This is a genomic window from Pseudarthrobacter sp. AG30, from assembly GCF_003116525.1.
In the GTDB taxonomy this organism is placed as follows: domain Bacteria; phylum Actinomycetota; class Actinomycetes; order Actinomycetales; family Micrococcaceae; genus Arthrobacter.
Genome location: NZ_QEHL01000012.1, coordinates 125,119 through 147,101 on the forward strand (window position 1 = coordinate 125,119; position 21,983 = coordinate 147,101).

The window sequence follows — 21,983 nt, forward strand, 5'->3', positions numbered from 1 at the left end:
GGAGCCGTGCTGATCTCTGACCGCGACATTCGTGCCGAAATTGATTCCCAGCGGATCGTGCTGGAACCTTACGACCCCGCGATGGTCCAGCCATCGTCCGTGGATGTGCGGATCGACAAATTCTTCAGGTTGTTCGACAACCACAAGTACGCGCACATCGACCCAGCGCTGGAGCAGCCCGAACTGACGCGGCTGGTGGAAGTGGAGCAGGACGAAGCGTTCATCCTCCACCCTGGGGAGTTCGTCCTGGGGTCCACGTACGAAACCGTCACCCTGCCCGATGACATCGCCGCCCGCCTGGAAGGCAAGTCATCCTTGGGCCGGCTTGGCCTCCTGACACACTCCACTGCAGGCTTCATCGATCCTGGTTTCTCCGGGCACGTCACGCTGGAGCTGTCCAACATGGCCACCCTGCCGATTAAGCTCTGGCCCGGCATGAAGATCGGCCAGCTCTGCTTTTTCCGGCTCAGCTCCGCCGCGGAGTTCCCCTACGGCCAGGGGGAGTACGGCAACCGGTACCAGGGCCAGCGCGGTCCCACGGCCAGCCGCAGCCACCTGAACTTCCACCGCACCAGCATCTAGCTCCGGCAGCGCTGGATCCGGCGGCGCGGCAGCCCTAAACCCGCGGCGCGATCACGGGCCGCCGGATGGCAGCCTTTGCCAGGGGTTCCACGTAGCGCGCCGCCAACGGGCCCAGCACCGCCATGAGCAGCACATAGGCCGTGGCCAGCGCCGCCAGCTGGTGCGGAACCGCCCCGGACGCGACCGCCAGCCCCGCGATCACGATGGAGAATTCGCCGCGTGCGATGAGCGCGGCGCCGGCGCGGAAGCGGCCCGGGCGGGCGATTCCGGCGCGTTTCGCCGCCCAGATACCGGTCAGCATTTTGGTGCCCGCAGTGACTGCCGCCAACACCAGGGCCCAGCCCAAAACCGGGGGGATGGACGTGGGATCCGTGTTCAGCCCGAAGGCCACGAAGAAGATAGCGGCGAAGAGGTCGCGCAGCGGCTCGAGGATGCGGGTGGCGCTGTGTGCCGTGGCGCCGGAGATGGCGATGCCCAGCATGAAGGCGCCCACCGCAGCGGACACCTGCATGGCCGACGCCGCGCCGGCCACCAGCAACGCGGCACCCAGGACGTTGAGCAGGAAGACCTCGGAATTCTCGCTGTGGACGGCTTTGGAGACGTGGTGCCCGTGCCGCAGCGCCACCATCAGGACCAGGCTCACCACCGCCAGGGCGATTCCCACCGTGGTGAGGCCGCCCAGGAAACTCACACCTGCGAGCGTGGCGGTGAGGATGGGCAGGTACACGGCCATCGCGAGGTCCTCGAAGACCAGGATGGACAGCACTACCGGTGTTTCACGGTTTCCCAGCCGGCCCAGGTCCGTAATGACCTTGGCAGCAATGCCGGACGACGAAATATACGTGACCCCGCCCATGACCATGGCACCGACGCCGCCCCAGCCCAGGACCAGCGCCAGGCCTGCGCCGGGAATGAAGTTCAGGACCAGGTCCAGGACGCCGGCCTGCCACGAACGGCGCAGCCCGGTGAAAAGCTCGGCAGCCGTATATTCCAATCCGAGCATAAGCAGGAGGAGGATGACGCCAATTTCGCCGGAAAGGTGCGCAAACTCGTGCATTCCCTCCAGCTTGACGATGCCGCCTGCCCCGAACGCGAGTCCGCCCAGCAGGTAGAACGGGATGGGGGACATTCCAATCCGGCCGGCCAGCCTGGCCAGCAGGCCGAGGCAGAACACAACGGCCCCCAGCTCAATGAGGGTCTGGGCCAACGGGTCCATTCGGCTTAGCCGTGGCGCAGGATATTGGCCGCCGAGTCCAGGCCTTCCTGGGTGCCCACCGCCACCAGCAGGTCGCCAGGGTGGAGGACGACGTCGGGCCCGGGCGAGGGCAGCACCTCTCCTTCGCGCATGATGGCCACAATGGAGACGCCGCACCTGGTACGGATGCAGGCCTTGCCCATCGGCTGGTTCTGGAACGGGGAGTCAGCGGCGATGGAGAACTGGCGGGTAACGATGCCCGGGACGTCCTTGTGTTCCTCGGCGAGCTTCATGGCCAGGTGGGTGCCGCCCAGGAGGTTGCCCAACGTGGCGGCTTCGTCGCTGGTGAGCGGAATCGACGCCTGGCAGGTATCAGGATCGTCCCAGGTGGAGACGATGAGTTCGGTCTGGCCTTCCCGCAGCTCCACGACGCCAATGCGGCGCCCCGAGGCGGTCATGAAATCCCTCCGGCGGCCCAGGCCGGGCAGGTTGGTCTCGTCCACGTTCATGGTTCCAGCCTAGTCTGCCTGGCAACACCGGGCCCGGGCCCTGGCCGGGTGCCTGAGGCAGGCTCAGGCAGTGGGGACCACGGCGATGGGGGCCTTGTCCGGTGACTTCACCGGCAGCAGGACCAGAAGCCCGGCCAGGAGCACCACCATGATGCCCAGGATGCCCCAACGCTGGGCCTGCCCGGCTGGCACCAGCGGGGTGGCCACGGTGATGCACAGGGTGAAGAGGGCGGGGGCCAGGAAGCTGACGGCGCGTCCGGTGGTGGCGTACAGCCCGAAGAGCTCTCCCGATTCCCCGTGCGGCGCCAGGCGGGCCAGGTAGGCGCGGGATGAGGACTGGGCCGGGCCGACGAACAGGCAGAGGAACAGTCCGAACACCCAGAACGTGGTGCTCCCCGCCCAATCCATGCCGAAGAAGGAATAGTTTCCGTTGCCCAGCACCAGGATGGCGGTCCCGGCGGCCAGGAGCCCCACCAAGGAACCCGTAATGACGGCCTTGGGGCCCACTTTGTCATCCAGGAAGCCGCCGATTACGGCACCGATGGCCGCCACCACGTTCCCGAAGATGGCGAAGAAGATGACCTGCGACAGAGCGAAGCCGAAGGTCCCGGCCGCGATGATGCCGCCAAAGGTGAAGACGGCGGCCAGCCCATCCCGGAAGACGGCACTGGCCAGCAGGAAGTAGATGGTGTGCGGACTGGTGGCGTAGATGGCCTTGATGCGCCGGAACAGCAGCCCGTAGCTGGCCAGGAAGCCCAGGCGGGCGGTATTGGTGCCGCGGGGCAGTTCGGGAACGGCGAACAACACCGGAAGGGCGAAGACGAAAAACCAGAGCGCGGAGAAGACAGCTACCAACCGGATGTTCAGGCTGTCCGTGGTGGACGCCCCGATCCAGTCGAAAGCCGGTTGGACGAACAGTTGCAGGACGATCAGGAGGGCCACGATTCCGCCGACGTAGCCCGCGCCCCAGCCGAACCCGCTGACCCTCCCGATGTTCTGCGGCGTGGAAACCTGGGCCAGCATGGCGTTGTAGTTCACGCCGGCGAACTCGAAGAACACATTGCCCAGTGCAATCAGGCAGGCGCCGGGAAGCAGGAATTCCGGGTGCGGAAACACGAAGAAGCACAGGGCGGTAAGGATGGCGACGGCGGCCGAGTTCACTCCCAGCCACAGCTTGCGGCGGCCGCCCGCGTCCGAGCGCTGGCCGGTGACCGGAGCCAGGAGCGCGATGGCCAATCCGGCAACAGCCAGGGCGGAGCCCAGGACCGCGGAAGCACTGTCCTCCCCGCCGAAGGCGTTGGACGTCAGGTAGACGGTGAAGACGAACGTGGTCATGACCGCGTTGAAGGCCGCCGAACCCCAGTCCCAGGAGGCCCACGCCAGGATGCGGCGCTTGGTGGAAGTCCGGGTTCCGGACTCAAGTTCCGAGGCAGGCCGCATTGCCCCCTGAGCGCTGGCGCTGTTCATACGTTGAATCGTATCCGCCCGTGGCGAACACCCGGCGGAGCACAGCCCTGCGACGTGGGGGAATTCGCCGCCCTGCCCACCCCGCACAAGAAAAGGTGGTGCCGGGGCCTTGGTAAACTGGAGCCTCCCGGATCTAACTTTCTTGCCGCCTGCTCCAACTTTTGACAATCGAATCCCTGACGTTGCGGAGATACCAGTGATAACAGTCCTTGCCGTGCACTTTTCGGTGGCTGTCCTGGCGCCTTTCCTCTTCAGGGCCTGGGGCCGGAATGCGTTCTACGCGTTGGCGGCCGTCCCGGCTGTTTCCTTCGCCTGGTTGGCCTTCCAGCACGACGCCGTCTATTCCGGGTCCGGCGCAGTATCCGAAGTCTTTGAATGGATTCCCGGCCTCCACCTTGAGTTTGCGTTCCGGATGGACGCGCTGGCTTGGGTGATGTCACTGCTGGTGCTGGGTGTCGGCGCGCTGGTGCTGCTTTATTGCGCCCGGTATTTCAAACGGAAAGACCAGGACCTCGGTGCGTTCGGCGCGCAGTTGCTTGCCTTCGCCGGCGCCATGTTCGGCCTGGTGCTGGCCGATGACCTGCTGCTGTTGTTCATCTTCTGGGAACTCACCACCATCCTGTCCTACCTCCTGATCGGGTTCGCCAGGACCCGGCTCGCGGCCCGCCGGTCCGCCCTGCAGGCGCTCATGGTCACCACGGCCGGCGGCCTGGCCATGCTGGTGGGCCTGATCATGCTGGGCTACACCGCAGGGACCTACCGCATCTCCAGCATCCTTGAGCAAGCGGCCGCGCTGGTCTCCGGACCGTCAGGCGCCACGGTGGGCGCCGCCGTCGTGCTCATCCTGGTGGGTGCCATCACCAAGTCCGCGCTGGTCCCGTTCCATTTCTGGCTCCCGGGTGCCATGGCTGCGCCGACCCCCGTCAGTGCCTACCTGCACGCGGCGGCGATGGTCAAGGCGGGAATCTACCTGGTGGCCCGCCTTGCGCCGGGCTTTGCGGAGACGGCGTACTGGCAGCCCGTGGTCCTGGGCCTGGGCCTGGCCACGATGCTGGTGGGAGGCTACCGGGCGCTCCGGCAGACCGACATCAAGCTGATCCTTGCCTACGGCACCGTCAGCCAGCTCGGCTTCCTCACCATGGTGGTGGGCCTGGGGACACCGGACGCCGCCCTGGCCGGGCTTGCAATGCTGCTGGCCCACGGCCTGTTCAAGGCCACGCTGTTCCTGGTGGTGGGCATCATCGACCACCAGTCCGGGACCCGTGATGTGCGGAAACTCTCCGGCGTCTTCCGGTCCTCGCGGGCCCTGGGCATCGTGGCGGGCATTGGTGCGGCCTCCATGGCCGGGGTGCCGCTGCTGGCCGGGTTTGTGGCCAAGGAATCGGTACTCGAAGCGTTCGTGCACCACGCCACCGGCCCGCATGCCGGTCCGTGGGGCATGGTGGTGCTGGCCGGCCTGGTGGTGGGATCCATCCTGACCTTCGCCTACAGCGCCAGGTTCATGTGGGGTGCCTTCGCGGCGAAGCCCGGCGTGGAGCCCACCCCGTTCAAAGCCATCCGGCCCTCCTTCCTCGCCGCGCCCGCGGTCCTGAGCCTCCTGACCATCGCCTACGGGCTCTGGCCGGTACCGGTTGACGCCTGGATCCAGCCTTACGCGGCTCTGTTCGCCTCCACGGCGCCCGACGCCGGAACGCCGGCTGAGCAGGCCGGCCACCTGGCGCTGTGGCACGGTTTCACCCCGGCACTGGGGCTGACGGCCGTCACGTTCGTGCTGGGCCTGGCGATGTACGTCGGCCGCAACGCCGTGGCCAGGGCGCAGGCACGGGTTCCGGGCTGGGTGGACGGCGACCGGGGCTACCAGCTCACCATCGGCGCCCTGGACGACGCCGCCGTCTGGATCACGGGCCGGACCCAGCGCGGTTCCCTCTACTTCTACCTCGCCGTAATCCTCAGTGTGGCGTTCGTCCTGCCGCTCACCGCCATCCTGCTCAGCGGCAATGCCCTGCCGCAGGACATCTACCTCGTGGACCCGCACTCGCCGCTGCAGCTCGTGGCCGGCGCGGGCATCGTGATTGGCGCCCTTGCCGCCGTCAAGGCCAACAAGCGCTTCCTGGCGGTGCTGATGGTCTCCGTCACCGGGTACGGCATCGCCCTCATGTTCGCCCTGCAGGGCGCCCCCGACCTTGCCCTGACCCAGATGCTGGTGGAAACCATCATCCTGGTGGCGTTCGTCCTGGCCATGCGCAGCCTTCCTCCTGAGCTTCGTGACCGCACCGGCGGAAAGTACCGGGTGCTGCGCGTCATCATCGGGTTGGGCTTCGGCGTGACCATGGTGTTCGCCGCGATCTTCGCCATGGGAGCCAGGACCGCCATCCCGGTGTCCCTGCAGTTCCCGCAGCTCGCCTACGAGGGCGGCGGCGGCCTGAACGTGGTGAACGTGACGCTCGTGGACATCCGGGCGTGGGACACCTTCGGCGAGATCAGCGTCCTGGCCCTGGCCGCCACCGGCGTGGCCAGCCTGATTTTCGTCCGCGGCCGCGGCGACCGCCTGCAACGGTCCGCCTCCGTTGCCGAGGGCACCGTGGGGCGGTACCACGGCGTGGACCCCGGTTCCCGCGACGGTGCGGCGCTGGCCATCAGCCGGAAGTTCGCCGCCTCGGCACGGGACGCCTGGATCGTGGCGGGCAGGACCCTCGCCCCGGAACGCCGCTCCATCATCTTCGAGGTGGTCACCCGCCTGATGTTCCACTCGATGATCATCTTCTCGCTCTACCTGCTGCTGGCCGGCCACAACCTGCCCGGCGGCGGTTTCGCCGGCGGCCTGACCGCCGGCCTGGCCCTGACCATCCGCTACCTGGCCGGCGGGCGGTTCGAACTGCGGGAAGCCGCACCGCTGAGCGCCGGTGCGTTGCTGGGCACCGGCCTGGCCCTGGCCGCTGCCTCCGGCGTGACGCCCCTGCTGTTGGGCGGACAGGTGTTCCAGTCCGCCATCATCGAGGTGTGGCTGCCCGTCTTCGGCGACATCAAGTTCGTCACCTCCACCATCTTCGATATCGGCGTGTACGTGGTGGTGGTGGGCCTGGTGCTCGACGTGCTGCGCAGCCTGGGTGCCGAGATCGATGAACACATGGAAGAACGGTCCGCTGCGGCCGGGCCTGAACCGGCACAGCAGGACCAAGAACCGGACCGTTTTCCTGCCGAGACCACCGCAAAGGGCAACGCATGAGCGTCAACCTGACCCTGCTGATCGTCATGGGCGCCCTCTATGCCTGCGGCATCTACCTGATCCTCGAACGCAGCCTCACCCGCGTCCTGCTGGGGCTGATGCTGCTGGCCAACGCCACCAACCTGCTGATCCTCTCCACCGGGGGATACGCCGGCTTGGCTCCGTTCTTCACCAAGGACACCCCCGCCGGTGACTACAACGACCCCCTGCCGCAAGCCTTGATCCTGACCTCGATCGTGATCTCCTTCGCCGTCACGGCGTTCATGCTGGGCATCATCTACCGCACGTGGGTCCTGGCCCGCCAGGACGATATCCAGGACGACGTGGAGGACCTCCGGGTGGCGGAAACACCGAGCTTCGACGCGGAGGACGACGCCGAAATCCCGGCCGAAACATCCGAGTTTCCGCTCGCCACCGTCACGGCGGGAGGCCGGGAATTGCCGGCCGAACAGGCAGCCGCGGAAGAACAGCCCGGCTCGCTCACCATCGAATCCGGCCCGGAAGGCGGCAAAAAGTGAACATCGCCAGCCTGGCCCCGCTCGCCGTCGTCCTTCCCATCCTGGGCGCCGCACTGACCTTCCTCCTGATCCGGCACTCCCGGGCCCAGCGGGCGGTCAGCATCGGACTGTTGTCACTCACCCTGGCCCTCGAATGCCTCCTGTTGGCGTCCGCGTGGAACAGCGGAACCGCCGCGGTGACCATCGGCGGCTGGCTGCCGCCCTGGGGCATCGTGATGGTGGTGGACCAGTTCTCCTCGCTGATGCTGGTGGTCTCCTCGGCAGTGAGCCTCGCCGTGCTGGTGTACGCCACCGGGCAAGGCATGGCCGACGGCGACGAAGACGCCCCGGTCTCGATCTTCCACCCCACCTACCTGATCCTGGTGGCGGGGGTGTCCAACGCGTTCCTCTCCGGCGACCTCTTCAACCTCTACGTCGGCTTCGAGATCCTGCTGACCGCAAGCTACGTGCTGATGACCCTGGGCGGCACCGGGCCCCGGATCCGCGCCGGCGTCACCTACGTGGTGGTGTCGGTGGTGTCCTCCGTGCTGTTCCTGATCGCCATCGCCATGGTGTACGGCGCAACCGGCACCGTCAACATGGCTGACCTCGCCCTCAAGCTGGGCGACCTGGACCAAGGCACCAGGACCCTGCTGCACGTCATGCTGCTGGTGGCGTTCGGCATCAAGGCCGCCGTCTTCCCGCTGTCCTTCTGGCTCCCCGACTCCTACCCCACGGCGCCGGCACCCGTCACCGCCGTGTTCGCCGGCCTGTTGACCAAGGTGGGCGTGTACGCCATGGTCAGGACCGAGACGCTGTTGTTCCCCGGCGACACCCTGAACACGCCACTGATGGTGGTGGCGCTGCTGACCATGGTGGTGGGCATCCTTGGTGCGCTGGCGCAAAGCGACATCAAACGTCTGCTCTCGTTCACCCTGGTCAGCCACATCGGGTACATGGTGTTCGGGCTGGCCATGTCCTCCGTGGCCGGGCTGGCGGCTGCGGTCTTCTACGTGGCCCACCACATCACCATCCAGACCAGCCTGTTCCTGGTGACCGGCCTGATCGAACGCCGCGGCGGCAGCTCCTCCGTTGACCGGCTGGGCGGCCTGGCCAAGCTCTCGCCCCTGCTGGCAATGCTGTTCTTCATCCCCGGCATGAACCTGGCCGGCATCCCCCCGTTCTCCGGGTTCCTCGGCAAGGTGGGGCTGCTGCAGGCCGGTATTGAGCTGGGGACCCCGCTGGCCTACGCACTGGTGATCGGCGGGGTGCTGACCAGCCTGCTGACGCTGCTGGCCATTGCCCGCGTATGGAACCGGGCGTTCTGGCGGAAGCCGGAGGACGCCGAACATCCGGACCCCGTGTTGCTGGCCGGCCCCTCGGGGCGCGCCGCCGGTCCGGGCGCCAAACTCAACACGGTCACGCTCCTGCCGCGCACCATGGTGGGATCAACCCTTGGCCTGGTGGTGCTCGGCGTCGCGCTCACCGTGTTCGCCGGGCCGCTGTTCGGGCTCTCCGACCAGGCTGCGCGGGACATGCTGGACCGGGCCCCCTACATCCAGTCGGTCCTCGGCAGCAATACCGCCGTTCCGGCCACCGTGACGGGAGGAGGACGATGAGCCGCAAACGGATTTCGCTGCGGCAGGAGCTTCCCCTCCTGGTGTGGCTGGTAATCGTGTGGGGTGCCCTGTGGCAGGACTTCAGCCCCGGGAACCTGCTCTTCGGTGCCCTGCTGGCGGTAGGCGTTGCCAGGCTGTTCTACCTTCCGCCGGTGGAACTCAGCGGCCGGTTCAACATCCTGTACGCCGTGCCCTTCGCCTTTGCCTTCCTGGCGAAAGTGGTGGTCGCCAGCGGCCAGGTCCTGTACCTGGCCACCGTCCGCGGACCCAAGGTGACCAACGCCGTCGTCGCGGTGAAGCTCCGGAGCCACCAGGACCTGATCGTCACCGCCACCGGGCACGTGATCTCCCTGATTCCCGGCTCCCTGGTGGTGGAGGTGGACCGCCCGGCCTCCACCCTGTACCTGCACGCACTCAACATCACCTCCAAGCAGGACATCGAGGGCCTGCGGAACGAGGTCCGGTCCATCGAAGCGGGCCTGATCCGCATCATGGGGTCCGCCGAAGAACTTGAAGCCGTCCGAATGGAGGCGTCCGCATGATGCCCGTTGTCCTGGCGGTCACGGCCGTCATCTTCTCCCTCGCCGCGGGCGGGGCCATCATCAGGATTGCCCGCGGCCCTTCGCTGCTGGACCGGGTGCTTGCGGCCGATGTCCTGCTCGCCATCCTGGGCGGGGCCCTGTGCGTGGACATGGCCGTGAACCGGCACCTGAACAACCTGATGCTGGTGGTGGCCATCTCCATCATTGGGTTCATCGGGTCGGTCACGGTGGCCCGGTTCGTCGCCGACCGGAGGGTGAACCCCCATGAATCCTGACTTTTCCGGCGCGGACGCGTGGATCGACCTTGCCTCCGCGGTGTTCATGGTGGCGGGTGCGCTCCTGTCCCTGGGCGCCGCCATCGGGCTGCTCCGCTTCCCGGACCTGATGAGCCGCATGCACGCCGCCACCAAGCCGCAGGTCCTGGGCCTGTTCCTGCTGCTGGCAGCCATTGGGCTGCAGATGCGCAGCTGGTGGGTTTGGCCGGTCCTGGTGGTGGCCTGGATCTTCCAGCTGCTCACGGTGCCGGTGTCCGCGCACATGGTGGGCCGGGCCGGCTACCGCACCAAGCACCTGCACCGGGAGCTGCTCGCCGCCGATGAGCTTGAGGCCGTAGTGCAAAAAGCCGCCGCCGAGGCTGCCCTGACGGACAACCGCGACGACGGCGAAAACCGCCAGTAGCTAGACGATGTCCTGCGTCTTGGCGAAGCGGGTGATGGCGCGCTGGGTGCCCCGGTTGGCCAGGACCTGGATGATGGCGCTGACGGACGCGGAGATCAGTGCGAAAGTCAAGGCCGAACGCAGGCTGGTGGGCACGTCCTCGCCCTTGCCGCTGGGCGGCTTCTGCCCGGTGGTCTTTTCCCAGATGGTGTTGACGAGCTTGGTGCCGACCAGGCCTGCGCCCAGGCTCACCGCGGTACCGAGCAGCTTGATGAAGAGGTTCATTCCTAGTACTCCTTGCGGGCGGAAAACGGACTGCCTCCAGCCTAGCCGTACACCCGGACCGGTCCGGGCAAGGGCATGGCCGGCATCCTCTCGGGCCCGCTGACGGCGGTCCGCGGTCACATCCGGTTCAACAGCCGGCATGGCCGCCGCCCAGCCCCCGCCAGGTGTAAACTTGACCACGCCCAAACCGGGCAGTATTTACACGCGAACATCAACATTCAAAAACGACAGGGGAGCGCCGCCGTCGGACAACCTGGCCATGCCGGGCACCGCAGGTGGGCGCTGAGAGTGCGGGACAGCCGCAGACCCTCGAACCTGATCCGGTTAGTACCGGCGCAAGGGAGTCGAGTTCTCAAAGTGTCCGGCCGGACCGGCAACGGTCCGCCAGCCGGAGCCACTTTCCCCTCCTGTTACCCAGGAGGATCACATGAGTACTGCTGCAATCAAGAAGACCACCAGTAAGTCCTGGCGCGTCGTCGACATCGTGGTGGCGGCCTTGGTGGCCATCGCCGGCGGGGTCATTTTCTGGGCCTGGGACCAGGGCGCCGCCGCCCTGTCGGCCCCCATGAACGCCGCCTACCCGCCCTTGACCGGGATCCTGGCCGGCGGCTGGATGATTCCGGGCGTGCTGGGAATGCTCATCATCCGCAAGCCCGGAGCCGCCCTGTTCTGCGAAACTGTGGCCGCAACGGGCGAGCTCCTGATGGGTTCCCAGTATGGCGCCTCCGTCCTTTTCTCCGGTTTCATCCAGGGGTTGGGCGCGGAAATCATCTTCGCGGTCTTCGTCTACCGCAAGTTCAACCTGCCCGTCTCCCTCGTGGCGGGGGCGGCCGCGGGCTTCTTCTGCGGCCTGAATGACTCACTCGCACCGTGGGGCTGGAACATTGCCTACTCCGGGGCGGACAAGCTCGCCTATATCGTCCTGACCACGGTGTCCGGCGCCGTGCTGGCGGGCGCGTTGTCCTGGCTCGCCACCCGCGGCCTGGCCCGCACCGGGGTGCTGAGTTCCTTCGCGTCCCGCAAGGCTGCAACGGAGCCAGTTTTCTCCTGATGGCACCTTCCCAGGACGCCGCAGGAGGCGTGCGCCCTGCCGCCGTCACGGCCCGCGGCTGGGGCTGGCGGCATGCAGGCAGGGCCAAACCTGCCGTCCACGCCCTCGACCTGGATATCCGCCCCGGCGAGCGGGTACTCCTGCTCGGTCCCTCGGGTGCCGGGAAGTCGACGCTCCTGCATGCCCTCGCCGGGGTCCTGGGCGACATCAACGACGACGGCGAGGCCGGCGATGCGGACGAGTCCGGTTCGTTGCTGGTTGACGGCGCCCCTCCCCGCGAGCGTCGCGGCCGCTCCGGCCTGATGCAGCAGGACCCGGAGACGCAGGTGGTCCTCTCCCGGGTGGGGGACGACGTCGCCTTCGGCGCCGAGAACCTTGCCGTGCCCCGCGACGCCATCTGGGCGCGCGTGCACGAGGCGCTTGCCGACGTCGGACTCTCCCAGCTCCCGCTGGACCACCCGACGTCGGCCCTCTCCGGCGGTCAGAAACAGCGCCTGGCGCTGGCGGGCATCCTTGCGATGCGTCCCGGGCTGATCCTGCTGGACGAGCCCACCGCCAACCTCGACCCGGACGGCGTCCTGGAGGTCCGGGACGCCGTGGCACGCTGCCTCGACAAGACCGGGGCCACTTTGGTGGTGGTGGAGCACCGGGTTTCCGTCTGGAAGGACCTGGTGGACCGGATCGTGGTCCTGCAGCCGGGCTCCGCCTCGGATCCCGCCGTGCTCCTGGACGGACCTCCGGACCGGGTGCTCAGCGAGGCCCGGGCCATGCTGACGGCGGCCGGAGTCTGGGTGCCGGGGTATGTGCCGGCCACCCGCCGCCGGTCCGGCATCCCGGCCGCCGTAACCGGCAACCTCCTGCTTGCAGCCGAAGACCTGGCGGTCTCCCGCGAGCGTCCCCGCCGCAAAGGCTTCCGCAAGATTCCGCCGGTTCCTGTCCAGGAGGGTGTTGCCGCGCAGGTCCGGGCCGGCCAGGCGCTGGCCGTCACCGGCCCGAACGGCGCCGGAAAATCAACGTTCGCACTGACCCTTGCCGGGCTCCTTGAACCGGTGTCCGGAAAGGTGTCGGCCGCCGTGGACCTTAGCCGCGGTGCCGGGATCGACCCCTACGCGTGGAAGGCAGAGCAGTTGATCTCACGGGTGGGCACCGTGTTCCAGGAACCGGAGCACCAGTTCGTGACGGGCAAGGTGTTGGACGAGCTGCTGTTCGGGCCGCGGCACCTGGGCCACGGCGAGGACCGGGTGGAGGAGCTGCTGGAGCGGCTGCGGCTCACCCAGCTGGTGGACGCCAATCCCTACACATTGTCCGGCGGTGAGAAGCGTCGGCTGTCCGTGGCCACGGTCCTGGCCGCCAGCCCGCAGGTGCTGGTCCTGGACGAGCCGACGTTCGGGCAGGACGCCAACACCTGGGCGGAGTTGGCCTCGTTCCTCTCCGAACTCCTGGACGCCGGCACGGCCGTGGTGTCCGTGACCCACGACGCCGAATTCACCCGGGCTCTGGCCGGGGCCGAGCTGCGGATGGCCGCCACGGAACCGGTGGCGCCATGAGGCAGCAGCTGACCCTGGACGGCAACCGCGCCCTCCTTGCCCGGGCCAACCCGCTGAGCAAATTTGCCGCCGTCGTGCTGATCACCGCGGTCCTGGCGCTGTCCATCGACTGGGTTTCCGCGTCCGTGGTGCTGGTCTTCGAACTGATCCTTTTTCCCCTGGCCGGCCTCACCGTGTCCCTGCTCTGGCAGCGGGGCTGGCCGCTGATCCTCGCCGCCGCCATCGGCGGCTGGAGCACGTCCATCCTGGCGCCGGACAGCGGGAGGATCCTGCTCGACGCCGGCATCTGGACCATGAGCGAAGGCTCCCTCCAGCTGGGCATCGGCTTCCTGCTGCGGGGCTTCGCGATCGCCCTTCCGGCGGTGCTCCTGATGAGCTGCACCGATCCGACGGACCTTGCCGATGCGCTGGCACAGAAGGCGCGCCTGCCGCACCGGTTCGTCCTGGGAACCCTGGCGGCGATGCGCCTGGTGGGGCTCATGGCCGAGGAATGGCAGACCATCGGGATGGCCCGGCGTGCCCGCGGCGTGGGGTCGCGCGGCAACGTGGTCCAGCGGGTGAAGGCGACCCTGGGCCAAAGTTTCGGGCTCCTGGTGCAGGCGATCCGCCGCGCGTCGAGGCTTGCCGTGACCATGGAAGCGCGGGGTTTCGGCGGCGGGCAGCGAACCTGGGCCCGCGAATCGACGTTCAGTGTGCTGGACCTGTGGGTGGTAGGCGGTGGCGTCTTGATCTCCGGGTGCGCCCTCGGTGCGGCGCTTGCCGCGGGCCGTTGGAACATGGTGTGGCTGGGCAGCTAGCAGGGTTACCTGCCGGTACTATCGCATGTAGCGGGTAGGTCACCCCGGATACTCCCTCGGATGGCCATACCGCGACCTTCTATCTCATTTATGATATATTCGCGTCATGACTCAGGAGACCGCCGGCCACGTCGCCGCCATGTTGAGAAACGCCCGGACTGAGAAGGGCTGGACCCAAGGCCAGTTGGCTTCCGAACTCGGAACCAGCCAAAGCGCCGTCGCCCGGATGGAACAAGGCAAGCAGAACCTGAGCCTCAAGATGATCCAGCGGCTGGAGACCATCTTCGACCGGAGCATCGTCAACGTGGGCAAGCCCAGGATGACGCACCTGCGGGTGGAGGGCGGCCGCACCCTCTCCGGCGCGGTGGACGTCAACAGCAGCAAGAACGCCGGCGTGGCGCTGCTGTGCGCCAGCCTGATCAACCGGGGCACCACCGTGCTCCGCCGCCTCGCCCGGATCGAAGAAGTCAACCGCATCGTTGAAGTGCTGACCAGCATCGGCGTGGAATGCACCTGGCTCAACGACACTGATCTGCGCCTGCGCCGCCCGGCCGTCTTGGACCTGGAAGGGATGGACGTTGACGCGGCCCGGCGAACCCGCAGCGTCATCATGCTGCTGGGCCCCCTCCTGGACGAGTCACGGGAGTACCGGCTGCCCTACGCCGGCGGCTGCGACCTCGGCACCCGCACGGTGGAACCCCACATGCAGGCACTGCGCGAATTCGGGCTCTCGGTGGAAGCCACCGCCGGTTTCTACACGGTCCAGGCGCCTCCCGCGGACACCAGGGACCGTTCCTTCGTCCTCACCGAACGGGGGGACACCGTTACCGAGAATGCGATCATGGCGGCGGCCCACCGGCCGGGAACAACCGTGATCCGCAACGCCAGCCCCAACTACATGGTGCAGGACCTCTGCTTCTACTTGCAGATGCTCGGGGTGGCCATCGAGGGCGTGGGAACCACCACGCTCCGGATCACCGGCCGGCCCGTGATCGACGCCGAGATCGAGTATTTCCCGTCCGAGGACCCGATTGAGGCCATGAGCCTGATTACGGCCGGCATCGTCACCAATTCCGAGGTCACGGTCCGCCGGGTACCCATCGAATTCATGGAAATCGAGTTGGCCACCCTGGGCCAGATGGGGCAGAAGCTCGAAATCTCCGGCGAATACATGGCCCGCAACGGGCGCACCCGGCTGGTGGACGTGACCACCAAACCGTCGGAGCTGCGCGCGCCCGAGGACAAGATCCACCCCATGCCGTTCCCCGGGCTGAACATCGACAACCTGCCTTTCTTTGCCGTGATCGCCGCGAACGCCCACGGGCAGACCATGATCCACGACTGGGTGTACGAAAACCGTGCCATCTACCTGACAGAGCTGAACCGGCTCGGTGCACAGGTGCAGCTGCTGGACCCGCACCGGATCTACGTCAACGGACCCACCAAGTGGCGTGCCGCGGAGGTGGGCTGCCCGCCGGCGCTCCGCCCCGCTGCCTGCCTGCTGCTGGCCATGCTCGCCGCACGGGGCGTCTCCGAGCTGCGCAACATCTACGTGATCGAACGCGGCTACGAGGACCTGGCGGAACGCCTCAACACCATCGGCGCCAAGGTGGAGTACTTCCAGGACTAGGCGTTCATGCTTCGTCATGATCAGCAGCTGCGCCCGGAATTTCCTGGCCCTGACGCAGAATGTTCGTATGCGTACTTTCGGCGTCGAGGAAGAACTCCTGATTGTTGATCCGGAGTCCGGGGAGCCGCTTGCCCTGGCGGACGCCCTCCTCGCCGGACACCGTGTCGCTGCGGACGATCTCCCGGTGGACCCGGACCTCCACCACTCCGGGAAGCAGGCGGATCACGACGACGAGATGGGCCTCAGTGCCGAGCTGAAGCTTGAGCAGATCGAGACGCAGACAAAGCCCTGCCTGGAGTCCGGGGCCCTGCTCGAGCAGATCAGGGCCGGCCGCGCCATGGCCAATCAGGCGGCCGCCAAGAACGGAGCCAGGGTGGCTGCGCTGGCCACGTCTCCGCTGGCATCCGCCAGCCACACCACGCCGGACCCTCGCTACGCCAGGATGCTGGAGCGCTTTGGCCTCACGGCGCAGGAACAGCTGACCTGCGGTTTCCACGTGCACACCTACATCGAATCGCCGGAAGAGGGCGTGGCGGTCCTGGACCGGATCCGCGACAAGCTGGCGGTGCTGACGGCGTTGAGCGCCAACTCGCCGTACTGGAACGGCGTCCCCACCGGGTTCGAAAGCTACCGTACCCAGGCCTGGAACCGGTGGCCGACGTCCGGCCCGGCCGCGATCTACGGGACGTACCCCGCCTACCGGAGGGTGGTCACCCGGCTGCTGGACACCGGCGTGATGCTCGATGAAGGGATGCTGTATTTCGACGCGCGGCTCTCCCGGAACCACCCGACGGTTGAGGTGCGGGTGGCGGACGTCTGCCTCCGCGCCGAGGATGCAGCCTTGATCGCCGTGCTGGTCCGCGCCCTGGTGGAATCGGCCGGCAGGGAATGGCGCGAGGGGGTGGACCCGGCCCCCGTGCCCACTGTCCTGCTGCGGATGGCCTCCTGGCAGGCCAGCAGTTCGGGACTCGGCGGCGAGCTCCTGGACTTTGGGAACTTCCGCCCGGCCCCGGCCGCGGACGTAGCCCGTTCCCTGGTGGATTACCTGGCGCCTGTCCTCCAGGAACAGGGCGAACTGGCCATGGCCCGCCAGGGCGTGGAGCACATCATCGCCCGCGGGACAGGGGCCGCCGAGCAGCGCCGGGCCCGCGACAGGGCGCTGGCCGGACCGCCTCCCGAGGATATGGGCTTCGGTGCAGTGGTCCGGCACGCCGTAGACGCCACCATGCGCGGCGCCCTGGATCTTTCCGGCGTGGAAGACACCCCGGAACTGCTGCGGGTCCGCCAGGCCTGACGCCTTAGATCTGCTTCAGGGCCTGTTCCAGGTCGCGGATGAGGTCGTCCGCGTCCTCGAGCCCCACGGAGAGCCGGACCACGCCGTCACTCAAGCCAATGGCGGCCCGCCCCTCCGGCCCCATGGCGCGGTGCGTGGTGGTGGCGGGGTGGGTGATCAGGGATTTCGAATCGCCCAGGTTGTTGGAGATGTCGATGATCCGCAGCCCGTCCAACAGGGCGAAGGCCGCCTCCTTGCCGGAGCGCCCGCCCGAGGGCGCCAGCTCAAGGGTGAGGACCGTGCCGCCGGCGCTCATCTGCTTCGCCGCCAGCTCATACTGCGGGTGCGATGTCAGCAGCGGGTACTTCACCCAGCTCACTGCAGGCTGCTCCTCGAGCCATTCAGCGAGCCGCAGGGCGGTGGCCGAGGAGTGCCGGACGCGCAGGCTCATGGTTTCCAGGCCCTTGGTCAGGACCCAGGCGTTGAACGCCGAAAGCGCCGGACCTGTGTGGCGCATCAGCTGCTTCACCGGGCCGTCGATGAACTCCTTGGTGCCCAGGATGGCACCGCCCAGGACCCGGCCCTGCCCGTCGATGTGCTTGGTGCCGGAGTACACGATGACGTCCGCGCCCAGGTCCCCGCAGCGCTGCAGCAGGGGAGTGGCGAAGACATTGTCCGCAACTACCGTGGCGCCGGCGGCATGGGCAAGTTCGCTCACCGCGGCGATGTCCACGATTTCCTGCATCGGGTTGGACGGGGATTCGAAGAAGACGGCGGTGGTGGGCTTGGACAGGGCCTCGCGCCACTGGTCCAGGTCCGGGCCATCGACGAAGACCGTTTCCACTCCCCACCGCGGCAGGATCTCGTTCAGGATCACGAAGCATGACCCGAACAGTGAGCGGGCGGCCACCACGCGGTCACCGGCTGCAAGGAGCGCGCCCAGGGCCGTGAACACCGCGGACATGCCCGACGCCGTCGCGAAGCAGGCCTCGGTGCCTTCCAGCAGCCTGAGCCGTTCCTGGAAGGTGGCCACGGACGGGTTGCCGTAGCGCGAGTACACAAAGCGCTCGTCCTCGCCGGTGAAGGCGCGTTCGGCCGCGGCCGCGGATTCGTAGACGAACCCGGAATTCAGGAAGACGGCCTCTGAGGTTTCCTGGAAGTTGGTGCGGTCCAGCCCGCCGCGGACAGCCTGGGTGTCGGGGCTCCAGCCGGGGGCATCTTGATTGAAAGTCACTTAGTTCTTTCCGAGGTTGGTGGGCAGGCCGCGGTTCTTCCAGCCGTTGACGGTCCGTTCGCCGTAGCGGTCAGGTTCCCCCTCGAAGCCCTCCAGGACGTTGTAGGAAGTGAAGCCGGCCTGGGTGGCCGCCACGGCCGCGGCGATGGATCGCTGGCCCGAACGGCAAAGGAACACGAGCTCAGCGCCCGGGTCCTCAGGCGCCTGCTCCTTGAGGTCCTTCACGAAATCGGGGTTGGGGATGCCGCCGGGGAAGGTCCACTGGATGAAGAGCGGATCGTTGTCCGTTGCCTTGGTATCCGGAATGCCAATGTGGGCCCATTCGCCCTCGGTGCGGACGTCCACCAGGATGGCGCCCTGCTCCAGCTTGGCCCACGCTTCCTGCGGCGTCAGGTCTCCCGCGTAGCTCATGCGTGGCCCTCGCCGTCGAACTCGCCTTCCAGGTCGTCAACAGCCGTGGCCACCGCGGCGTCAGCCGACGCGATGGCGGCCGGGAGGACAACGGCCTGGGCCACGATGACGCTGCTGCCGTTGAAAGTGGCCGCCGGGCTGCCGTGCAGGACGTAACCGTCCGCAAGCGCAGCCGAGATCCGCTCACAAAAGGAGCGGTCGTCCGGGCCCGTAATCAGGCGGTAGGACAATTTTTCGTCAGGGGCGGGTGCGTCAGACACGACGGATCTCCTTCTTTCACGCTTGCAGCTCGAATCGGTCGATATGCCAAGTATTCACCTGAGGCACCCCGCCGCGAGAGGAGGGTTGCCGACCGGCCAGTCAGGGCTTAACACCGGTACTCATTACTCCCCAAAAACGTAACACCTGCGCCGCCAAGCCGCACGGCCGCCGTCGTCATGTTCCGTAATTGAGAGCCCGCGACCACCGCGTCACGGGAACGCGGCAAGGCGGCCGGGCCGATAAAGTTTCTACCGGGGGCGCCGCCCTGCCGTCACAGTGGGAGTACCGGGGGGTCTTGCCAGCATGCGAGCAGCAACATCGCACCACCAGGCCGGCCGTCGTCGTGCCCGTCACCGTTCCCCCGGGGCGTTCCTGGCCGCCGCCGTCGTCGTGCTCCTGGCGCTGCTGGCGCCCGCCGGTGCTGCGCAGGCGGCCTCCGCGGAACCGGACCAAGGCAAGCCGTGGCTGGGTGCCGTCCTTGAATGGGGCGAGGATACCGCCGCTGGATTCTCCGACCGGCTGGGTGCGAGCCCGGCCGTGTTTGGCCACGACATCGGCCTGCCGTTCCGCGACTCGGACCGGAACAACATCGAGGGGTTCCTGCAGCAGGCCTCGGCCAAGGGCGCCCACGCCATGCTCACCGTGAAGCCCACGGTGCCGCTGGACCAGATCGGCGCCTCCGAAGCGGAAGCCTTCGCCGGCAAGGTCCGCGACCTGGCCTCCGGGTTCAAGGGCCGGCTGTTGATCCGGTTTGCGCCGGACATGAACTCGAGCTGGGTGGCCTGGGGGCAGCAGCCGGCCGCCTACCGGGAGGCCTTCAAGGCGGTCGCGGCAGCGGTCAAAAAGGACGACGGCGGCCGGGCCGCCATGGTCTGGGCGCCGTACCTGGGCAAGGACTACCCCTTTGACCGGAGCAGGAATGCCCCGCAGCCTGGAAGTGACGGCTTCGCCCTCCTGGACACCAACGGCGACGGCGCCTGGAACGGCTCCGACGCCGCCTACGCCCCCTACTATCCGGGGGACGACGCCGTGGACTGGGTGGGCCTGACTGCCTACCATGACGACACTGCCGGCGCCGCTGCCGTTAACACCGTGCCGCGTGCCGGTGAACTCCAGGAGATGCTGACCGGCGCGGGCAGCGAGAACTTCTACAGTGCCTACGCGGAGGTCCGCAGGAAGCCGCTACTGCTCCAGACGTCGGCGTTCTACAGCCCTGCCGCGGGCGGACCGCCGGAGGCGGATATCAAGACGGCCTGGTGGGACCAGGTGGTGGGTACCGCCACCTCGCCGGCTTTCGCCAGGACGGCGGCGGTGGTGTGGGACGAGCGCACCAGCACCAGGGATACCGGCGTGGCCAGCATCGACTGGCTGCTCACCGGAAATCCCGCCATCGCCAAAGCTGCGCTGGACCGGCTGAAGTCCTCTGCCGTGGTCACCGGGCCGGTCACCGATGTGGCCGCGGACGGATCGTATGTCCGGGCCAACACCCTGTCCGGGGCTGCGGTCTGGACCGTGGCCGTGGCGATGGCCATCCTCCTGGCGGCGCTGTGGCAGATTCCCCGCCGGGTCAACGCCGCCACCGCATGGAGCTACCAGGAGCCGGGAAACAGGGACTCGCGCGTGGATCTGCTGCGCGGGATGGCCATTGTCTTCGTGGTGGTCAACCACCTGGGCCTGGTCTCGCTGTTCCAGCTGCTCACCCAGGAGGCCGTGGGCTTCGTATCGGGTGCCGAACTCTTCGTGCTGTTCTCCGGCCTGGTGGTGGGCATGGTCTACGGGCCGAAGGCCAGGGAAGACTTCGGCAAGGTTGTGGACCTCACCTCCCGCCGGGCGGGGAAGCTCTATGTGACCGCGCTGTCGGTGCTGATCGGCGTCTTCCTCATCGCGCAGCTTCCGTTCTTCCACACCGAGGCCTTGACCACGTTCGTGGACCAGGGGACCGGCGGGGCCGGGCATAACGGTGCCGGCCGGACGTACGACCTCTACGCCGGGATGTCGTCGCTGTTCCAGTTCCCGGTGCCGCCCCAGGTCCTGCCGGCCATCCTGCTGTTGCAGTTCGGGCCCTGGCAGTTCAACGTGATGGGCCTGTACGTGGTGCTGCTCCTGGCCAGCCCCTTGATCCTGGCCCTGTTGAACCGCGGAAAGGCCGTATGGGTCCTGGTGGTATCGCTGGCGGTGTACGCCGTGGGGGCCGGAACCAGGTTCCGGATTTTGCCGTCGCAGTTCGAGGACTCTTTTCCGCTGCTGGTGTGGCAGGTGCTGTTCGTGCTGGGGCTCGTGGTGGGATACCACCGGCGCAGCATTATCGCGTGGTTGTCGGCCCATGCCTGGGTGGTGGCCGCCTGTACGGTGGCTGCAGTCGCCCTGGCCTTCCTATCCTGGGGCAACCCCTACTTGGCCAACAACTACGACGTCCGGCTGGCGCTGATGCCGGACGCCACCTACCGGGCCATGTATGACGCCCTCTTTGGCCGGACCTACCTGGCTCCGGGCCGCCTGCTCAACGTCGTCTTGCTGGTGGTGGCGGCGTATGCGTTCCTCAGCGCCTACTGGAAACCGGTTGAGCGGGCGCTGGGCTGGTTCCTGATCCCGCTGGGCCGCGCAACGCTCTATGTCTTCATCATGCACGTGGTGCTGATCGCCGTCGTGGCCAACATCCCCGCCCTCCAGCAGGAGAGTATCTTCCTCAACACCGTGGCGTACGCCGTGGTGCTGGGCCTGCTGTGGGTGATGGTCCGCACCAGGTTCCTGTTCCGGATCATTCCCACCTAGGCCCCATCTTCCACCGGGGAACCATGGCCCGGGCATGAAAAATGCTGCGGCACGGTGGGTGCCACAGCATTTCGATCACGTGCCAGGTAAGGACTGGGAATCCCTTGGAGGGTATGTGTCCTAGACCAGCTCGGGATACGAGGACACGATGTAGTCGGCGGCAGCCGGACCTTTCATGCGCAGGCCCTTGCGGCTGCCCGGCAACCGCGTCTTCATCGCTGACCAGAAGGTCGTCTCCGTACCCGGCAGGTGCTGGTTGATGAAGCACCAGCTCATGTACAGGCCGTAGAAGCGGTCGCGTTCCAGGGTGGACTCGGAGGTCTGGTCGAAGTAGGTGGCGTCTTGGAGAAAGAGATCAAACTGGGAATGTGCCATGAGGGCGTCCCTTCGCTAAGTGCGTGGCGCCGCCGTTCGGCTACAGCAGCGAA

Annotated in this window: 21 protein-coding genes and 2 riboswitches; of the genes, 13 read left to right on the forward strand and 8 right to left on the reverse strand. The window is 67.5% G+C overall.

Annotated features, from left to right (window positions below):
- The first annotated feature begins 6 nt into the window (after nucleotides 1-6).
- A complete protein-coding gene (gene dcd, locus DC347_RS11290) occupies nucleotides 7-582 on the forward strand; it encodes a dCTP deaminase (protein ID WP_018760717.1) in 576 nt (191 codons plus the stop codon).
- Between the two features lie 34 nt (nucleotides 583-616).
- On the opposite strand, the gene DC347_RS11295 is transcribed toward dcd, so the two are convergent.
- The 3 genes from DC347_RS11295 to DC347_RS11305 all read right to left on the reverse strand — a co-directional run bounded on the left by DC347_RS11295 (nucleotide 617) and on the right by DC347_RS11305 (nucleotide 3,753).
- On the reverse strand, nucleotides 617-1,798 hold the full coding sequence (locus tag DC347_RS11295) for a cation:proton antiporter (protein ID WP_018760718.1): 1,182 nt from the start codon (nucleotides 1,796-1,798) through the stop codon (nucleotides 617-619).
- A 5-nt stretch (nucleotides 1,799-1,803) separates the two neighbouring features.
- The gene (locus tag DC347_RS11300; RefSeq protein ID WP_018760719.1) at nucleotides 1,804-2,286 is read right to left on the reverse strand and encodes a cation:proton antiporter regulatory subunit; all 483 of its coding nucleotides are present in this window, start codon (nucleotides 2,284-2,286) and stop codon (nucleotides 1,804-1,806) included.
- 63 nt (nucleotides 2,287-2,349) lie between these two features.
- A complete protein-coding gene (locus tag DC347_RS11305; RefSeq protein WP_109045503.1) occupies nucleotides 2,350-3,753 on the reverse strand; it encodes an MFS transporter in 1,404 nt (467 codons plus the stop codon).
- 196 nt (nucleotides 3,754-3,949) lie between these two features.
- Between DC347_RS11305 and DC347_RS11310 the strand changes: the two genes are divergently transcribed.
- The 6 genes from DC347_RS11310 to mnhG are packed head-to-tail and all read left to right on the forward strand — an operon-like array spanning nucleotide 3,950 to nucleotide 10,315.
- Nucleotides 3,950-6,979, forward strand: coding sequence for a Na+/H+ antiporter subunit A (locus DC347_RS11310; protein WP_109045504.1), 3,030 nt, complete (start codon nucleotides 3,950-3,952; stop codon nucleotides 6,977-6,979).
- Nucleotides 6,976-7,497, forward strand: a complete 522-nt coding sequence (locus tag DC347_RS11315) for a Na(+)/H(+) antiporter subunit C (protein WP_109045505.1) — start codon at nucleotides 6,976-6,978, stop codon at nucleotides 7,495-7,497. The genes DC347_RS11310 and DC347_RS11315 overlap by 4 nt, the downstream gene beginning before the upstream one ends.
- Nucleotides 7,494-9,095, forward strand: coding sequence for a Na+/H+ antiporter subunit D (locus tag DC347_RS11320; protein ID WP_018760723.1), 1,602 nt, complete (start codon nucleotides 7,494-7,496; stop codon nucleotides 9,093-9,095). The genes DC347_RS11315 and DC347_RS11320 overlap by 4 nt, the downstream gene beginning before the upstream one ends.
- Nucleotides 9,092-9,637 (forward strand): Na+/H+ antiporter subunit E, encoded by a 546-nt coding sequence (locus DC347_RS11325; RefSeq protein ID WP_018760724.1) that lies wholly within the window; start codon nucleotides 9,092-9,094, stop codon nucleotides 9,635-9,637. The genes DC347_RS11320 and DC347_RS11325 overlap by 4 nt, the downstream gene beginning before the upstream one ends.
- On the forward strand, nucleotides 9,634-9,912 hold the full coding sequence (locus tag DC347_RS11330; protein WP_018760725.1) for a monovalent cation/H+ antiporter complex subunit F: 279 nt from the start codon (nucleotides 9,634-9,636) through the stop codon (nucleotides 9,910-9,912). Before DC347_RS11325 ends, DC347_RS11330 begins: the two co-directional genes overlap by 4 nt.
- The gene (gene mnhG, locus DC347_RS11335) at nucleotides 9,902-10,315 is read left to right on the forward strand and encodes a monovalent cation/H(+) antiporter subunit G (protein WP_018760726.1); all 414 of its coding nucleotides are present in this window, start codon (nucleotides 9,902-9,904) and stop codon (nucleotides 10,313-10,315) included. Before DC347_RS11330 ends, mnhG begins: the two co-directional genes overlap by 11 nt.
- Here the strand turns inward: mnhG and DC347_RS11340 are convergent, their stop codons facing one another.
- A complete protein-coding gene (locus tag DC347_RS11340; RefSeq protein ID WP_018760727.1) occupies nucleotides 10,316-10,579 on the reverse strand; it encodes a DUF4235 domain-containing protein in 264 nt (87 codons plus the stop codon).
- A gap of 219 nt (nucleotides 10,580-10,798) precedes the next feature.
- Nucleotides 10,799-10,939, forward strand: a riboswitch (TPP riboswitch).
- Between the two features lie 67 nt (nucleotides 10,940-11,006).
- On the opposite strand from DC347_RS11340, the gene DC347_RS11345 reads away from it, so the two are divergent.
- The 5 genes from DC347_RS11345 (at nucleotide 11,007) to DC347_RS11365 (ending at nucleotide 16,898) form a co-directional block, all read left to right on the forward strand.
- Nucleotides 11,007-11,630 (forward strand): ECF transporter S component, encoded by a 624-nt coding sequence (locus DC347_RS11345; protein ID WP_109045506.1) that lies wholly within the window; start codon nucleotides 11,007-11,009, stop codon nucleotides 11,628-11,630.
- A complete protein-coding gene (locus DC347_RS11350) occupies nucleotides 11,630-13,177 on the forward strand; it encodes an ABC transporter ATP-binding protein (protein WP_109045507.1) in 1,548 nt (515 codons plus the stop codon). Before DC347_RS11345 ends, DC347_RS11350 begins: the two co-directional genes overlap by 1 nt.
- On the forward strand, nucleotides 13,174-13,974 hold the full coding sequence (locus DC347_RS11355) for an energy-coupling factor transporter transmembrane protein EcfT (protein ID WP_109045508.1): 801 nt from the start codon (nucleotides 13,174-13,176) through the stop codon (nucleotides 13,972-13,974). The genes DC347_RS11350 and DC347_RS11355 overlap by 4 nt, the downstream gene beginning before the upstream one ends.
- 106 nt (nucleotides 13,975-14,080) lie before the next feature.
- Nucleotides 14,081-15,604 carry a UDP-N-acetylglucosamine 1-carboxyvinyltransferase gene (locus DC347_RS11360; RefSeq protein ID WP_018760731.1) on the forward strand — a complete coding sequence of 508 codons (1,524 nt, stop codon included), beginning with the start codon at nucleotides 14,081-14,083 and terminating at the stop codon, nucleotides 15,602-15,604.
- 67 nt (nucleotides 15,605-15,671) lie between these two features.
- Nucleotides 15,672-16,898: a glutamate--cysteine ligase gene (locus DC347_RS11365; RefSeq protein ID WP_109045745.1), complete on the forward strand. Its 1,227-nt coding sequence runs from the start codon at nucleotides 15,672-15,674 to the stop codon at nucleotides 16,896-16,898.
- A gap of 4 nt (nucleotides 16,899-16,902) precedes the next feature.
- Here DC347_RS11365 and DC347_RS11370 read toward each other — a convergent pair whose 3' ends face one another.
- From DC347_RS11370 to DC347_RS11380, 3 genes are read right to left on the reverse strand one after another with little or no spacing between them, the layout of a single operon-like run.
- On the reverse strand, nucleotides 16,903-18,111 hold the full coding sequence (locus DC347_RS11370; RefSeq protein ID WP_018760733.1) for an O-succinylhomoserine sulfhydrylase: 1,209 nt from the start codon (nucleotides 18,109-18,111) through the stop codon (nucleotides 16,903-16,905).
- A complete protein-coding gene (locus DC347_RS11375) occupies nucleotides 18,112-18,522 on the reverse strand; it encodes a rhodanese-like domain-containing protein (protein ID WP_018760734.1) in 411 nt (136 codons plus the stop codon).
- On the reverse strand, nucleotides 18,519-18,782 hold the full coding sequence (locus tag DC347_RS11380; protein WP_018760735.1) for a DUF1737 domain-containing protein: 264 nt from the start codon (nucleotides 18,780-18,782) through the stop codon (nucleotides 18,519-18,521). Before DC347_RS11380 ends, DC347_RS11375 begins: the two co-directional genes overlap by 4 nt.
- A gap of 13 nt (nucleotides 18,783-18,795) precedes the next feature.
- Nucleotides 18,796-18,910: riboswitch (SAM riboswitch) on the reverse strand.
- Nucleotides 18,911-19,086: 176 nt separating this feature from the next.
- Here DC347_RS11380 and opgC point away from each other — a divergent pair.
- Nucleotides 19,087-21,555, forward strand: a complete 2,469-nt coding sequence (gene opgC / locus DC347_RS11385) for an OpgC domain-containing protein (RefSeq protein WP_240617771.1) — start codon at nucleotides 19,087-19,089, stop codon at nucleotides 21,553-21,555.
- Between the two features lie 120 nt (nucleotides 21,556-21,675).
- Here the strand turns inward: opgC and DC347_RS11390 are convergent, their stop codons facing one another.
- Complete coding sequence (locus DC347_RS11390) at nucleotides 21,676-21,930, reverse strand: hypothetical protein (RefSeq protein ID WP_018760737.1); 255 nt, start codon at nucleotides 21,928-21,930, stop codon at nucleotides 21,676-21,678.
- Nucleotides 21,931-21,983: the final 53 nt, after the last annotated feature.

What these genes read in the sequence shown, in the direction of transcription:
- DC347_RS11355 (WP_109045508.1), top strand. Translation starts at nt 13,174, where the DNA reads ATGAGGCAGCAGCTGACCCTGGACGGCAACCGCGCCCTCCTTGCCCGG.
- DC347_RS11375 (WP_018760734.1), bottom strand. Translation starts at nt 18,522, where the DNA reads ATGAGCTACGCGGGAGACCTGACGCCGCAGGAAGCGTGGGCCAAGCTG.
- DC347_RS11295 (WP_018760718.1), bottom strand. Translation starts at nt 1,798, where the DNA reads ATGGACCCGTTGGCCCAGACCCTCATTGAGCTGGGGGCCGTTGTGTTC.
- DC347_RS11340 (WP_018760727.1), bottom strand. Translation starts at nt 10,579, where the DNA reads ATGAACCTCTTCATCAAGCTGCTCGGTACCGCGGTGAGCCTGGGCGCA.
- opgC (WP_240617771.1), top strand. Translation starts at nt 19,087, where the DNA reads ATGCGAGCAGCAACATCGCACCACCAGGCCGGCCGTCGTCGTGCCCGT.
- DC347_RS11350 (WP_109045507.1), top strand. Translation starts at nt 11,630, where the DNA reads ATGGCACCTTCCCAGGACGCCGCAGGAGGCGTGCGCCCTGCCGCCGTC.
- DC347_RS11330 (WP_018760725.1), top strand. Translation starts at nt 9,634, where the DNA reads ATGATGCCCGTTGTCCTGGCGGTCACGGCCGTCATCTTCTCCCTCGCC.
- mnhG (WP_018760726.1), top strand. Translation starts at nt 9,902, where the DNA reads ATGAATCCTGACTTTTCCGGCGCGGACGCGTGGATCGACCTTGCCTCC.
- DC347_RS11365 (WP_109045745.1), top strand. Translation starts at nt 15,672, where the DNA reads ATGCGTACTTTCGGCGTCGAGGAAGAACTCCTGATTGTTGATCCGGAG.
- DC347_RS11360 (WP_018760731.1), top strand. Translation starts at nt 14,081, where the DNA reads ATGACTCAGGAGACCGCCGGCCACGTCGCCGCCATGTTGAGAAACGCC.
- DC347_RS11390 (WP_018760737.1), bottom strand. Translation starts at nt 21,930, where the DNA reads ATGGCACATTCCCAGTTTGATCTCTTTCTCCAAGACGCCACCTACTTC.
- DC347_RS11315 (WP_109045505.1), top strand. Translation starts at nt 6,976, where the DNA reads ATGAGCGTCAACCTGACCCTGCTGATCGTCATGGGCGCCCTCTATGCC.
- DC347_RS11300 (WP_018760719.1), bottom strand. Translation starts at nt 2,286, where the DNA reads ATGAACGTGGACGAGACCAACCTGCCCGGCCTGGGCCGCCGGAGGGAT.
- DC347_RS11345 (WP_109045506.1), top strand. Translation starts at nt 11,007, where the DNA reads ATGAGTACTGCTGCAATCAAGAAGACCACCAGTAAGTCCTGGCGCGTC.
- DC347_RS11305 (WP_109045503.1), bottom strand. Translation starts at nt 3,753, where the DNA reads ATGAACAGCGCCAGCGCTCAGGGGGCAATGCGGCCTGCCTCGGAACTT.
- DC347_RS11325 (WP_018760724.1), top strand. Translation starts at nt 9,092, where the DNA reads ATGAGCCGCAAACGGATTTCGCTGCGGCAGGAGCTTCCCCTCCTGGTG.